This window comes from Mesorhizobium sp. M1A.F.Ca.IN.020.06.1.1, assembly GCF_004023265.1.
Classification (GTDB): Bacteria; Pseudomonadota; Alphaproteobacteria; order Rhizobiales; family Rhizobiaceae; genus Mesorhizobium.
In genome coordinates, this window is sequence record NZ_RZSR01000039.1 from 1 (window position 1) to 13,364 (window position 13,364).

At 61.4% G+C, this 13,364-nt stretch carries 11 protein-coding genes and 1 pseudogene; 3 read left to right on the forward strand and 9 right to left on the reverse strand.

Annotated elements, in window-relative coordinates:
- Positions 1–350: pseudogene (locus tag EOA60_RS03440) on the reverse strand (restriction endonuclease); the annotation flags it as partial.
- A gap of 300 nt (positions 351–650) precedes the next feature.
- Positions 651–1,166 (reverse strand): hypothetical protein, encoded by a 516-nt coding sequence (locus tag EOA60_RS03445; RefSeq protein WP_245479143.1) that lies wholly within the window; start codon positions 1,164–1,166, stop codon positions 651–653.
- Positions 1,167–1,417: 251 nt separating this feature from the next.
- On the opposite strand from EOA60_RS03445, the gene EOA60_RS03450 reads away from it, so the two are divergent.
- Positions 1,418–1,993 carry a TetR/AcrR family transcriptional regulator gene (locus tag EOA60_RS03450; protein WP_164748122.1) on the forward strand — a complete coding sequence of 192 codons (576 nt, stop codon included), beginning with the start codon at positions 1,418–1,420 and terminating at the stop codon, positions 1,991–1,993.
- Between the two features lie 172 nt (positions 1,994–2,165).
- Here EOA60_RS03450 and EOA60_RS03455 read toward each other — a convergent pair whose 3' ends face one another.
- Genes EOA60_RS03455 through EOA60_RS03465 form a run of 3 tightly spaced genes read right to left on the reverse strand, consistent with a single transcriptional unit; the run spans position 2,166 to position 7,415 of the window.
- The gene (locus EOA60_RS03455; protein ID WP_127334691.1) at positions 2,166–2,543 is read right to left on the reverse strand and encodes a hypothetical protein; all 378 of its coding nucleotides are present in this window, start codon (positions 2,541–2,543) and stop codon (positions 2,166–2,168) included.
- A gap of 23 nt (positions 2,544–2,566) precedes the next feature.
- Entirely contained in the window at positions 2,567–5,689 is a 3,123-nt protein-coding gene (locus tag EOA60_RS03460; protein ID WP_127334690.1) for an efflux RND transporter permease subunit, read from the reverse strand.
- A 7-nt stretch (positions 5,690–5,696) separates the two neighbouring features.
- Positions 5,697–7,415: an efflux RND transporter periplasmic adaptor subunit gene (locus EOA60_RS03465; protein WP_128311069.1), complete on the reverse strand. Its 1,719-nt coding sequence runs from the start codon at positions 7,413–7,415 to the stop codon at positions 5,697–5,699.
- A gap of 156 nt (positions 7,416–7,571) precedes the next feature.
- Here EOA60_RS03465 and EOA60_RS03470 point away from each other — a divergent pair, with 156 nt between their 5' ends.
- Together EOA60_RS03470 and EOA60_RS03475 are read left to right on the forward strand one after the other, a co-directional pair.
- Positions 7,572–7,997, forward strand: a complete 426-nt coding sequence (locus EOA60_RS03470; RefSeq protein WP_127334688.1) for a hypothetical protein — start codon at positions 7,572–7,574, stop codon at positions 7,995–7,997.
- 315 nt (positions 7,998–8,312) lie between these two features.
- Positions 8,313–9,530 carry an MFS transporter gene (locus EOA60_RS03475; RefSeq protein ID WP_127334699.1) on the forward strand — a complete coding sequence of 406 codons (1,218 nt, stop codon included), beginning with the start codon at positions 8,313–8,315 and terminating at the stop codon, positions 9,528–9,530.
- Positions 9,531–9,569: 39 nt separating this feature from the next.
- Here the strand turns inward: EOA60_RS03475 and EOA60_RS03480 are convergent, their stop codons facing one another.
- The 4 genes from EOA60_RS03480 to EOA60_RS03495 all read right to left on the reverse strand — a co-directional run.
- Positions 9,570–10,283 carry an ABC transporter permease gene (locus EOA60_RS03480; RefSeq protein ID WP_127334687.1) on the reverse strand — a complete coding sequence of 238 codons (714 nt, stop codon included), beginning with the start codon at positions 10,281–10,283 and terminating at the stop codon, positions 9,570–9,572.
- Between the two features lie 197 nt (positions 10,284–10,480).
- Complete coding sequence (locus tag EOA60_RS03485) at positions 10,481–10,948, reverse strand: YqaA family protein (protein WP_245502520.1); 468 nt, start codon at positions 10,946–10,948, stop codon at positions 10,481–10,483.
- Positions 10,930–12,252, reverse strand: a complete 1,323-nt coding sequence (locus EOA60_RS03490) for an MFS transporter (RefSeq protein ID WP_127334686.1) — start codon at positions 12,250–12,252, stop codon at positions 10,930–10,932. The genes EOA60_RS03485 and EOA60_RS03490 overlap by 19 nt, the downstream gene beginning before the upstream one ends.
- A gap of 75 nt (positions 12,253–12,327) precedes the next feature.
- Positions 12,328–13,364, reverse strand: a 1,037-nt coding sequence (locus EOA60_RS03495) for a copper oxidase (protein ID WP_164899177.1), incomplete at its 5' end; no start/stop codon positions are given.

Consider the following 13,364-nt stretch of genomic DNA (forward strand, 5'->3'; position numbering starts at 1 on the left):
TTCCAGTGCCCCTCAAGATGCTTGGTAAAATCCTCTGTCCAAGGGGCGAGATGCCAGCCCTCGATATCCTTGTAGCACTTGGCCGAAATGACGACGAACGGCTCGGAGTCCTGATCGAAACCTTCAACATCGACCCCGAACTGCGGTACCCCCCTTTTTCTCTTAAGGGAAGTTCGCTGCGCTTCCTTGTACTCTTTCCTCAGGATGTCGAGGCAGAGATGTTCGAAACGCAAGCTGCCGACGGCGACGAGCGGAAGCACCCACTCGTTTGAAAGTGAAGGAACCGCATTGCTCGGAGGCGTTATTCCCCGGGGCGGCTCCTTGGCCTTTTTCTTCTTCGGTGACGGCATTGAACAGGAATCGTTGGTAGATACCGATTGTCACGCGCCGAAAACAATTGGGCAACCGCTTTGAGAGAGGTCGCAGGCGATACCAGCGCCGGGGGCGCACAATCTCCGCCCTTAGACCCTGACTAGGCCTATAAAAGGCGCCGGCCGGCCTGACCGTAACTGCCGCAGTGTCCGCTATCGGCCACGTACGAGACTGGGATTTACGGCCGAAATGAGGGCGCAAAGCAGCTGAAAACGACTGCGTTCAACGTTGTTGTCCTAATGCCTACGCTGTGCGCATCGGCCAAGGGCACCATGCATTCATGCCAGCCGCCTGGACTCGACTTCGACTGCCCGGACGCCATAGCGCGTCATGCCGCGCGGCTTGAAGATCGAGAGTATGGTCGCGATGACGAGTACCACCGCGCCGCCGGCAGCATGCAGAACAATAGCGAACCGGCCGCTCGTTGCTGCCGCAAGCGTGCCGTTCGCCGCAGCGGATGCGAGCTGCGAAATTGTGGTGGTCTGTATCAGCAGGACAATCAGCGCGATCACCGTCAGCACCAACTTCACGATCACCCAATAGTAGCGAAACAGCCCCCAGAGTGTGCCGAGAGACTGAACGACTCCGACTGTAAGGGTTGTCGCGGCCAAGGGCACGATAACTCCCCAGGTCAGCGCTGGCATGACCATATATGCGGAGCGCTGGGCCTCAGCATCACCGCTGAGCCCGATGATAGCGAGCGCGAGGAAGGTCACCACTGCTCCCAGGAACCCTACGCTGGAAATAACATGCAGCAGGAGCACAAGTTTGCGCAGTGGTGCATTGAAGGTCACGCTAGTGCACCACGCCCATGTGCTGCCACGGACCATGACCGCTGAGTGCCGCAATCCCGGCGATCACGAGCAAGGCGAGACCCACCCACAAGAATGCCTTCACCCAACCGGGCATGCCTGCTGCTATGCGCTTGCCATTCGCCATCTGGTCAGGTCCACCGCTCGTGACTGTCAATGTATCGAGACATAATGTCTCTGAGTCAAGATGATATGTCTCGACACGGCCTGGCACCTGTGAAATGACTGCCCCCATGCCTAAGCTCTGGAACGACACGATCGAAGCCCACCGCGACGCCGTCGCCACTACCATCGTGAACAAGACGGCCGAGCTGGCGGCGGCCGAGGGCCTGCACAACCTCACAATGGCACGTATCGCCAAGGAAATCGGGATAGGTCGCGCCACCCTCTATAAGTACTTCAGTGAGGTTGAGCAGATCCTGGTTGCTTGGCACGCTCGGGAGGTCAGCACCCACCTTGCCCAGTTGGAGCAGGCCCGGGCAAAGGAGGCCGGCCCGCTTGCCGCCCTCAAAGCTGTTCTGCTCGTCTATGCGGAGAACGCTCGCCGTGGCCACGGTCACGCGTTCGCCTCGCTGCTCCATTCGATGCCGCATGCCAGGCATGCGTACGCTCGCCTAGAGGCGATGGTCGCAGAACTGATCGCAGAGGCCATGAATGCCGGTGAAATTGAAGATGCCTCGCCGGCGTCTGAACTCGCCAGGTACGCGCTGGCCGCCATTGCAGCGGCTCAGCAGGCGCGGTCGAAGCCGAAGCTGGAACGTCTGTTGCGAATGATCCTTCGCGGGTTGGGTTCGCGCTCGGGCAGCTAAAGCGCGTCGCGCTGGATTCAGGCGACGCGCTTTAAGACTGTGATTTGGGCATATCGTTGCTCAGAAGCGCTGCACAGTTCTGGGCGATATGCATTAGCCGTGACCCCCGAGCACCTGCCGGCCGATGAATCCTCTCTCCACGATCCGGACTCCCGGACGAAGGGAATCGTCTTCACTTACCTCCGAACCGTGCCTGGACGGTGTGCCCGTCAGCCAGCGTCGCCGACACGACGACCTTCGCGTCCGCCCCCAATGTCTGGGCGAGTGCCCCGACGAGCTTGTTGGGCTCCTCGGGCGTTAGCTGCACCACGGCGGTTTTGCCAGTGCCCTGGACGACGGCACGGGCGCCCGTTACTCCGGCTGACGAAAGCGGCTTGTCGTCGGCGCCCTCGGTTAGAAACAGGACCAGCTTTCCCCGCTCCGTGACGAGCTCAATATGATGCCCGCCGCTGTCGGCAACCGGCCCCCCGTTAGGTCCCTTCGCCAGTTCATGGGCCATTGCGCTGAAGGTCATCAACGTCGCCGCAGCCGCTACAAGCAATGTTTTCATATGTCGTCTCCAAGTGGTGATGATCAGAAGGCTTCGGCAGGGGTCAAGGTGCCAGTGCCGCCGCGAGCAGCCCTGATGCGTTCCAGTGGCTTCCTGCCGAAGCTCAGGAACAGAACGGGGGTCAGAAAGGTATCAATCAGTGTCGCAGAGATCAGCCCGCCAAAGATGGTGACGGCGACGGGGTGCAGGATTTCGCGGCCAGGCTCTCCGGCCCCGATCAGGAGGGGGATGAGTGCCATCCCGGCAGAAAGCGCGGTCATCAGCACAGGGGTCAGCCGCTCTAGGCTGCCGCGGATCACCAGTTCCTTGCCGAACCGCTCGCCTTCGTAGAGCGCCAGGTTGATGTAGTGCGAGATCTTCAAGATGCCGTTACGGGCCGAAATGCCTGCCAGCGTGATGAAGCCGATCATCGAAGCGACCGACAGCGGCTGTCCGGCGATGTTGAGCGCGACCACGCTGCCGATCAACGCGAGCGGGATATTGCCCATGATGATCAGGGCGAGCGCCGGCGACTGATAGCGGCTGTAAAGAACGACAAAGACAAGGACGAGCGAAACGAGCGAAAGCGCGCCGATCCTTAATGTCGCTTCCTCCTGCGCCTGGAAGGTGCCTTCGAGCCGGGCAACGTAGCCCTGCGGCAGCATCGTTTCGGAGAGGATGCTGCGAATGTCCGCGACGATTGCCGCCATGTCACGCTCACTATCGCTGTTGCCGAGCACCGCGATGCGCCGCTGGCCGTTCTCGCGCAGGATCTGGTTTGGTCCATCCGTCTCGACGACGTCAGCGACCATGCGAAGCGGCACAATGCCTGCCGGAGTGAAGATTAGGAGATCGGCCAGGCCTGCGGTCGATCGATCAACGTCAGAGAGCCGCATGACCACGTCGAAGCGGCGATTGCCCTCCACGATCTGCGATACCGTCCGGCCATTGGACATGCTCTCCAGCGCCTCAGTGATGGAGGCCGGCGTGAGGCCGTAGAGGGCCGCACGCTCGTGGTCGACATCGACCCGGAGCTGTGGAATGCGGACTTGCTTTTCGACCTGCAGATCGACCAGACCCTGGACGCCCGACAGCTTCTCGCGCAGCATCTCGGCTGTCGAACGCAGCGTGTCGATGTCATCGCCATAGATTTTCAGTGCGACCTCCGCCCGCACGCCGGAAAGCATGTGATCAAGCCTGTGCGAAATCGGCTGTCCGACATTAAGCGTCGCCGGCAGCACCGCGAGGCGTTGCCGGATATCCGCCATCACCTCTTCCTTCGACCGCGCGGAGCGCTTGAGGTCGACGTCGATCTCGGACGCGTGGATACCCTCGGCATGCTCGTCGAGTTCGGCGCGACCGGTGCGCCGACCGACCGACACGACCTCGGGAACTTCCTTGATGATGGTCTCCGCGATCAGTCCCAGACGATTGCTCTCCGCTAGTGCGATGCCGGGATTGTAGGCAAGGCTGATGGTCAGAGTACCCTCATTGAAGGGAGGCAGGAACGAGCGCGGCAAAAGCGTGACAGCATAGGCGGCCGAACCGACGCCAAGAAGCACCAAGCCGATCACAAGCGCCCTGTTGCCGAACGCCCAGTGCAGAAGTGCATTGTTGGCGCGCTTGAGATGCCGGACAACGAAACTGTCCTGTCCATGTCCCTTCGCCCGACCCGAAAGCAGGTAGTATGAGAGCACCGGCGTGACCGTGATCGACACGGCGAGCGAGGCCAGGATCGAGACGATGTAAGCCACACCCAGTGGCGCGAACAGACGGCCCTCTATTCCCGACAGCGCGAACAGGGGCACGAACACGAGAATGATGATCATCGTCGCGTAGACGATGCCCGAGCGCACCTCCTGAGATGCGGCGGCAATCACCTCCAGAACTGGCTTTGGCAGAGGTTGGGCGCTGTTCTCCTTCAAACGGCGCAGAATATTCTCGACGTCAACGACTGCGTCGTCCACGAGTTCGCCGATCGCAATCGCCAAGCCGCCCAGCGTCATCGTGTTGATAGTCAGCCCGAAAGCGTGGAAGACCAGCACTGTCACGAGGATCGAGATTGGAATCGCGGTCAACGAAATGAACGTCGCGCGTGCGTTCATCAAAAAGAGGATGAGCACGACCGCCACGACAGCCGCCGCTTCCAGAAGCACCTTCTCGACATTCTCCACCGAAGTTTCGATGAAGGTGGCTTGCCTAAACTGAAGATTGGTTGCCTTCACCCCTTCGGGAAGCGTCTTATCGATGTCGATCAGTGCCGCCTCGATGCGTCCGGTGAGGTCGACCGTGTCCGCGCCGGGCTGTTTCTGCACCGATACAATGACCGCCGGGCGGCCCTGATAGCCTGCATCGCCTCGCTTCACGCGCGCTGCAAAGTCGACATTGGCCACCTGGTGGAGGAAGATCGGCTGGTCATCGCGCCTTGCGACGACCGTGTTGCGCAGGTCTTCCAAGCGCTTCGTCAGGCCTACGTTGCGGATGAGATATTCGCGGCCGTGCTGATCGACGAATCCGCCGCCGGTGTTGGTGCCGAAGCGCGTCACCGCTTGTTCGACTTCGGATGCCGTAACCTGCAAGGCCTGTAAGGCGGCGGTATCTAGAATGACCCGGTACTGGCGGACTTGCCCGCCTATGGGGATGACCTGCGAAACGCCCTCTATCGTGAGCAACTGGGGACGAATCGTGAAATCCGCGATCTCGCGCAACTCCATCGGCGAAACGGCGTCACTCGAGATGGCGATCAGCATGATCTCGCCCATGATCGAACTCACCGGACCCATTTGTGGCGTAACTCCGGCCGGTAGCTGCTCGCCCACCAGAGCCAGCTTCTCCGCAACAAGCTGCCGGGAGCGGTAGATGTCGGTCTCCCAGTCGAACTCGACATAGATGATGGACAGCCCGACGCCCGAAACCGATCGGACGCGGGTGACGCCGGGCATTCCGTTCATCGCCGTTTCAAGCGGATAAGTGACCAGCTGCTCGACCTCCTGAGGGGCAAGTCCCTCGGCTTCGGTCATCAGTGTCACGGTCGGGCGATTGAGGTCCGGGAATACGTCGACGGGTACCTTCGGAAGCATGTAGCTGCCGTAGGCGACGAGCAGCAAAGCCGCTGCGACCACGAAAAGCCGGTTCTTGAGGCTATTGCTAACGAGAAAACTGAACATCACAACCTCAGCGGATCTGGTTGATCAGCTCGGAGCCTTGAACGACCACCCGCTCACCCTCCGACAGGCCAGCGCGGATCACCACGCGCTCCGCGTCAAATGCTTCCATATGGACAGGCTTGGGCGCGAAACGCTCGGGATGGGCATGGAGCCAAACTATTGTTTCGCCATTGCCGCCTCTCACGACGGCGCTTCGTGGAAGGATAAATCCCGACACCGGCTTGCCAACGAACGCCCGTACCGTGACCGGTTGCCCGACCGCGAGGCGTTCGTCCGGGTTTTCTATCGAGAATTGGACTACGCGCGCCTGCTGTTGGAGCGTCTTGCCGAATCCTTGAAAGCTGAGCTTGATTGCGGTGCCCTCGGAGGTCGTCGCGTTTGCGAAGCCCAAGGAGCCGGGCTCCACGTCCGCATAGACCAATGCTTCGACCCAGAGACCAGATGGATCGACGATTTGAAAGACCACATCCGCGGAGCCGACGACCTGTCCTGGCACCGCTTTGACGGCCGCGACCACGCCGTCGATCGGCGCCTTGAGCACCTCGGTGGCGCCGCTCGTCTCCAGCAGAATCTCGCGCCGCCGCCTGAGGCCCGCGAGCTCGGTTTCCGCATCGGTCACCTGACTCTTCGGCGCTACGAAGCTTCCCGCCAGATCGCGCGTCCGCGTCAGCTTTGCCTCGGCGACCGCGATCTCCTGTTCGATCTCGCCGATGCGCTCGGAAAGGGAACTGCGATCGGCTTGTGACATGGCCTGTTCCACAAGCGCGAGCACCTCCCCTTTGCTCACCGTCTGACCAAGGCGTGGGAGCGCACCCCCTGCGACCATGATCCTTCCGCCATTGATGCTCTGCACCAGGCCGGAGCGGTTCGGATCGGCGACGATGCGACCAACAAGCGTCACTGCGCTCTGCGCCTGCTCCGGCTTGGCAACAACTGTTCGAATGCTCAGCAGGCGCTGGCTCGGTTTCGGCAGGAATACGCCTCCGTCGCTCATGCGCTGCGGCGCATCCCCGGCAGGCAGCGGGGTCGAGGCTTCACTATGATCGTGGCCTTCATGGCTAAATGCAAAGGCAGTGGTCGCCATCAGCACGACAAGAACGAGCCCTGCGATGGGGGCGGCCCGACGTCCTTTTCGCGCCATCAAGCCCGCGAGGAACCCGAAACCAAGAAAGCCGCCGGCCAGCAATTGGAGACGGTCGACTTCGAAATCGCCCAGGGCCAGTTTCTCCGGGATTATGCTCTCCAGGCCACGCCCCTGCGTGCGCGACTGATCCGCTTGGACTGGGCTTTTGCGGGGCAGCTCGATCGATCCGATAAGAAGATCGTCGCCGGAGGGATGTGCTACTGAAAAGACCAGCTCCAGCGGGCCTTCAGACAGGAACTTCTCGGATTGCAGAACATAAATGCCGGCGTCGGCTTCTTTTGCTGCCATCTCGGCGTCGCCGCTGACCATAACCGAGATTTTCGCACCCGGAACGGGCTGGTTGGTGTCAAAACGGTCGAGGAAGATCGAGAGCTTATCACCCTCGAGTATGCCAGCCAGTTCATAAGCCGGAGACTGAACGCTGACACGCGGCTTCGCGGCGGAAGCAGCGATGACAGGCTGTTTGCCGTGGTCGTGTCCTTCATACGCCGAGAGCGGCGACGAAAGAAGCATAAGCAGGCCTACGGCAGCACAAAGGGAGTGAATGCGGCAAAGGCCGCGAAAAAGCGAAGAAATGGACATGTTCAGAAGCCAGCAGTTTTTGAACGTCGAGGCCTGTCGGCCGGGCGAAGATCAGACTGCTCAGGTTCTGGGGGGCCTCTCGGGGCCTGCCGTGGGTATGCCCGGACGGCTGCGATAAGCAGCCGGAACAATCAGGCTCGCACCCAGCACCCCTGGATGGCGGACTTCGCAACCCTCGAAGCCCGGGTGCCCGAGGCAAAGGCCAGCACAGCAAAGCACCCCGCCGTGAGCCAGGCGCTCCGTACCCTCGGCGTGATCCGGCTGCTGCTCACCCACAACGTCATCCGCCGCACGTTCGTCGGCATTTTCCGTGACGTCGTGCGAAGGATCGAAGTGGTTCGAATGCGAATGAGCAACCGTCACATTCGCGCAATCCGAAATCAGTTCATGCGAATGGGAACTTCCGGCCGCACTCATCTGCAGCAGGGCAAGGGTGATGAGCGCGAAGATGAACTTCGACGCGATCCCCTTAGTTTTTTCCCACTGCTTGTGCACCTGAAGATTGGCCCCCTGATCTGTGCTCTCCGACGTGTCGCGTCGCTTGCATCGCGTATGCGGCAAATTGAGGGCGACGCTAGATGAAGCCTAGCTTAGCTGGCTTGCGGCAGGCTGACGCATCTAGGACCAGCGTCCAAGAGACTCCGAACGCAACGGTTCAGTGATCAATCTTCCAGAAGAGAGAAGCTATTGCGACGGTCCCAACCCGCGTACGGTCTTAGCACGGGGTAAGGCCGCGAGCGTAGCATCAGTTGTGTCCGACGCGACACCCGCCCCAGCAGGAAGAAGGTTACCGCTCGAGATCTTTCGGATAATGTTAGAACTGAAGGTCAGGACGGGCGCTAGCCTTTGACACCGTCGCATCGAAATTCCGAAAGCAGCTACGTTGGCCGGGTCGGCGTGGAACAGCCGGGCTACGAGACGGAAGGTGGCCGCGCAGCGGACATCTACGCGGCGCGTGCCCTTCGGGATTTTGGAGACGGCTTCGCCGCAGTGCTTCTGCCGGTATATCTGGCGTCGATTGGGCTTGGGCCGCTGGAGATTGGTGTCGTCGCGACCTCCGCACTCCTGGGTTCGGCACTATTGACGCTCGGCATCGGCTTCTTGGCGGCGCGAGCAGACCGGCGGAGCCTGCTTTTGGCGGCGTCCGGCCTGATGATCGCAACCGGGGTGGCCTACACGCAGTCAAGCACCTATGCAGCTGTTCTGCTCGTGGCTTTCCTGGGCACGATCAATCCCTCGTCCGGGAGCGTCAGCATCTTCGTTCCGCTCGAGCACGCCGTCTTGTCTCGGCTTGTGGCGGATGCGGACCGCACGAAGGCATTCGCACGCTATAGCCTGTTGGGCGCGCTGGCGGCTGCGTTTGGCGCCCTTGCTGCGACCACCCCCGATTTCCTGGTGACGATTGGGATCTCACGGCTCACGGCGCTGAAGGCTATGTTTGTTCTCTATGCATTTCTCGGCGTGGTCGGGGGCCTGGTGTACGCGCGCATTCCCGCTGGCCCCAAAACGTCTCCCCAGGACCGGCCCGCGGCAGCACTTGGGCCCTCGCGTGTCATCGTCTACAAGCTGGCTGCCCTGTTCAGCATCGACGCCTTCGCCGGCGGTTTTGCCGTGCAGTCACTCGTTGCGTTGTGGCTGTTCAGCAAATTTGGTCTTTCCCTGTCAGCAGCCGGGGCGTTCTTCTTCTGGTCGGGTGTCTTGTCGGCGGTCTCTTTTCCGGTCGCCGCATGGCTGTCGAGGCGCATCGGGCTTGTGAACACGATGGTGTTCACGCACATCCCGTCAAGCATTTGCCTGATCCTGGCCGCGTTGGTGCCGAATCTCTATGTTTCCCTGGCATTTCTTCTTGTACGCGCAGCACTGTCCCAGATGGACGTGCCGACTCGCTCCTCATATGTGATGGCGGTCGTCACGCCACGGGAGCGGCCTGCGGCGGCAAGCGTGACCTCGGTACCTCGCAGCCTCGCAGCCGCCGCGAGCCCCGCGATCGCTGGCGCGCTATTTGCCGTGGGGTTCGAAGCCTGGCCTCTGGTGATCTGCGGCGCCCTCAAGATCGTCTACGATTTGAGCTTGCTTTGGGCTTTCCGCCACATCAAGCCGCCTGAAGAAAGGTGAAGCTGCACACAACCCTGTGCGACGGCGGTCAACCACCCCTCAAGCTGCTGCGATCTGCCAAAGGGCCACGCTAGCGAGCACGATCCCTGCAGCGCCTTCGATGCCGCGGGAGACAGCAGCAAACAGGCGCGGTCGGCTCTCAAAGATGTGCACAAGCCGTTCGCGGAACAGGATCGACAACACCGCGACCGTGGACAGGGTCACTGCAACGCCGGTCATCATCGTAACGGCAAAAAGAAGACCCGCTACCGGAACTCCCCTCGACATCGCGAAAGTCATGACGAAAAGAGTCAACGGGCACGGGATCAGGCCAGCCATGAAGCCGACGGCCTCGCCCTCATGCTTGAGATGGTGGCCTTGGCTCAATGCCCGCCAGATCATCCAAACGCCGATCAGCCCGAGCAGCCCGCGGCTGACATCCTCCAGCAGCGGAGCTCGGCCGACGCTGCCAAGTGCGACCGAAACCAGCGGCAGAGACAACGCGGCGATGATCACCGCGATGATGACATGAGTGAGGGACAGCGTGATGGACACGAGCAGGCCACGTGCGACCTTGGCGTCCGAGCCGGCAAGATAAGTAGCTAACAACGCCTTGCTGTGACCCGGCGTGAGCGCGTGGGCAGCGCCGAAGACGACGCCCATCGGCAGGAACGCCACAAAGCCCAGCCAGTCACCACTGCTGGAGAGCAATTTGATCTGGTCGGCAAGCGCTAGGTAAATCGTGCGTTGGAATTCGACGAGGTACTGAAACATGGAGCGGCGGTCTCCGCACTTGCCGAGGGTATGCAATAGCGTGCATCGCTTGTCATCGCCAGCGGCGTTGCAGCCGTCTGCAGCTGGATGATGCCTCTGCGGCGCCGACCTAGGTCGGGTTTCGGTCACAGCATCGCTGATCGTCGAATGACTAATGATGCAAGTTCCGAACACGACGCTCCGGTAGCAGCGCTCGCTTACAGCCAAGCGAGGACGGTGCCCGACACCAGGAGATAACGGGCAATTTTCGCTGCCGTGACGATCGCGACGAAACTCCAGAGCGGTTCGCGAAAAACGCCGGCCACCAGCGTGAGTGGATCGCCGATAACAGGCGCCCAGCTCAAGAGCAGGCTCCACCGCCCATAGTGGCGATATCGTACACAGGCGCGGTCGAGGACGGCGGGTTTCACCGGAAACCATTTGCGGTCGCGAAAGCGATCGATGCCGCGACCAAGGAGCCAGTTGACCACCGAGCCTAGCACATTGCCGAGCGTGGTGACCAGGATCAGGGCGGCCGGCGATTGGGAGCCCGCCAGGAGCAGGCCGGCCAGCAGCGCCTCCGATTGCAGCGGCAGGATGGTCGCCGCCGCGAACGCGGTTAGGAACAATGCGCCGAACGCGGCAATGTCGCCAACCATCGCGTCCGTCAGCTCGCCTTCGGCCATCTCGGGTGCCGATCATCGACGGCAAAACCGTGCGCGTGCTCGTAACCGGCCTCGGTCCAGATGGAATCCTCGATATGTGGATGGCCGTGCGGCAGATCGGCGTGCACGTGCGCGATAACGTCGGGATCGTGACGCGGCCACAATCCCATTGCCGCCAGCAACGCGATGACGCCGATAGCGCCAATCAGAACATAGGTAAATGGCAAGCCCATCGCCGCCCCTACGCGTCCGGCGATCGGATAGGTGATCAACCAGCAGGCATGCGAAAGCGCAAACTGCGCAGCGAACAAGGCTGGCCTGTCGACGGCGTCCGCGGAACGGCGGATCAGGCGACCCGACGGTGTCTGGGCTATGGAGTAGCCAAGTCCGAGCACGAACCACAGTGCCAGCAGCAGCGGATATTGACCAACAGGCGGCCCAAGGAACATGCCGGCCACCAGAATAGCCGCGCCCGTTAGCATCGCCGTCCGATCGGGTATCTTCTCGAGCAGTTGCGGCAGGGCGAGCGCGGCGATCATGGACCCGCCACCAAAGGCCGCCAGGGCGAGCGCCGTCTGGCGCTGCGACAGGCCAAACTGACCCTGCACCAGGACGACCGTATTGACGATCACCATGGCGCCGGAGGCCGCCACCGCAAGATTGAGAGCAAGCAAACCGCGCAGACGCGGCGTCGCAAGATATATGCGCAAGCCGCGCGTCGTTCGATCGTAGATGCCGCGTGGTCGCGAGGGTTTCGGGCTCGGCAGCATGACCGAAACCACCAGCGCGGCGGAAGCCAAGAACCCGATGACCGTGCCCGCGAAAAGGCTATGAAAGCTGATCACCGAGAGCAGCGCCGCAGCCAGCATCGGACTGGCAACGCTTTCGAGATCGTATGCCAGGCGGGAGAGGGAAAGCGCCTTGGTATAATCCTTCTCGTCCGGCAGAACGTCCGGGATTGTGGCCTGGAACGTCGGCGTGAAACCGGCTGAGGCCGACTGCAGGATGAAGATCAGGACATAGACCTGCCAGATCTCGGTGACAAAGGGCAGGAACACCGCGACACCGGCGCGCACGAGATCGAGCGCCACCAGCATTGTGCGCCTCGGCAACCGCTCGGCGAAAGCGGCCGCTACCGGTGAGACGCCGACATAGGCGATCATCTTGATGGCGAGTGCGGTGCCAAGCACCGCGCCTGCATTCGCGCCGGCCAGATCGAACGCCAGAAGGCCGAGCGCAACAGTCGCCAGACCGGTGCCGACCAGCGCGATGAGCTGCGCCATGAAAAGATGCCGATAAGTGCGGTCGGCAAGGACCCTCAGCATGACTTCTTTCTTCTCCAGAGTCCCGAGACAGGCCAGCCGCCATTTTGAAACGGAATGCAACAGCGGCAAATAACTTCAGCTCACATCGATGATGACCATCAGCCCACCGCCGCCCTTCTGCTCGACATTGTTGTTCGTCGTATGATGCGGGATATGGCAGTGGATCAGCCACTTGCCGGGCCGCTGGGCCTTCCAGACGACATCGTAACGCTGTCCCGGCCCGACATTGATCGTGTCCGCAAGAAAACGGGCGGAGGCGGGAATTGTCTCCCCGTCGCGGGCAACGACCTCGAAAGGTCCTCCATGGATATGCATTGGATGGATGAAGCCATTGTTGGTGCCGATAAAGCGGACCTTCAGGGTCTCGCCGACCTTCATATGAATCGTATCGGTGGACGGATACGCCTTGCCGTTGATGGTGAAAAAATTCGGCATGCCGCCGTCCATCGGCATCGACGGATATGTCAGCCGCTCGCGCTTGAGCCATTCCTGAAGCTGGATGACGTAGTGATGGTCGGCCGCCACTTCGTCTGCTGCATTGGCAGGATCGATGATCAGAGCCCCGTAGAGGCCGAGCGCTTGCGTGCGGTCTGGCTTGGCATGCGGATGATAGAAATAGGTCCCGTGCTGCGTGGCCGTAAACTCGTATGAAAACTTACCGCCTGGCTCGATCGGTTCTTGCGTTATCTCAGCCGGCCCGTCCATCTGGTTGGGCAGGATCATCCCATGCCAATGAATAGTCGTTTCTTCCGGCAAATCGTTTGTGACGTTGACCCTGATGCGATCCCCCTGACGGATATGGATGCGCGGGCCCGGGACCTGGCTGTTATAGGCATAGGCGTCGACCGTCACATCCGGCAGGATCTGCCAGCGGACCACCGAAGGTCTCAGCTCGAACACCTTCACGCCGTTCTCCATCCGGAACGGCAGGTCTTGGTCTCCCTTGGCCGAAAGGCCATAGGATGCGCTCACCAGGCGCGGATCGGCCGCCGCCATGTCGCGCATCGCGTCGGCCGGCGTGTCCCGGTCCATGATCATGCCCGGCGGCATGATCACGCCGCCGACGTCGCGGGCCGACAGTCGCAGGTTCAGCCAGTTCGCCGGAGCTAGCA

Bases quoted from the DNA above. Each gene is read 5' to 3' on its own strand.
- EOA60_RS03460 (WP_127334690.1), bottom strand. From the start codon at position 5,689: ATGTTCAGTTTTCTCGTTAGCAATAGCCTCAAGAACCGGCTTTTCGTG.
- EOA60_RS03485 (WP_245502520.1), bottom strand. From the start codon at position 10,948: ATGGCCGAAGGCGAGCTGACGGACGCGATGGTTGGCGACATTGCCGCG.
- EOA60_RS03480 (WP_127334687.1), bottom strand. From the start codon at position 10,283: ATGTTTCAGTACCTCGTCGAATTCCAACGCACGATTTACCTAGCGCTT.
- EOA60_RS03490 (WP_127334686.1), bottom strand. From the start codon at position 12,252: ATGCTGAGGGTCCTTGCCGACCGCACTTATCGGCATCTTTTCATGGCG.
- EOA60_RS03465 (WP_128311069.1), bottom strand. From the start codon at position 7,415: ATGTCCATTTCTTCGCTTTTTCGCGGCCTTTGCCGCATTCACTCCCTT.
- EOA60_RS03455 (WP_127334691.1), bottom strand. From the start codon at position 2,543: ATGAAAACATTGCTTGTAGCGGCTGCGGCGACGTTGATGACCTTCAGC.
- EOA60_RS03450 (WP_164748122.1), top strand. From the start codon at position 1,418: ATGCCTAAGCTCTGGAACGACACGATCGAAGCCCACCGCGACGCCGTC.
- EOA60_RS03470 (WP_127334688.1), top strand. From the start codon at position 7,572: ATGGCGGACTTCGCAACCCTCGAAGCCCGGGTGCCCGAGGCAAAGGCC.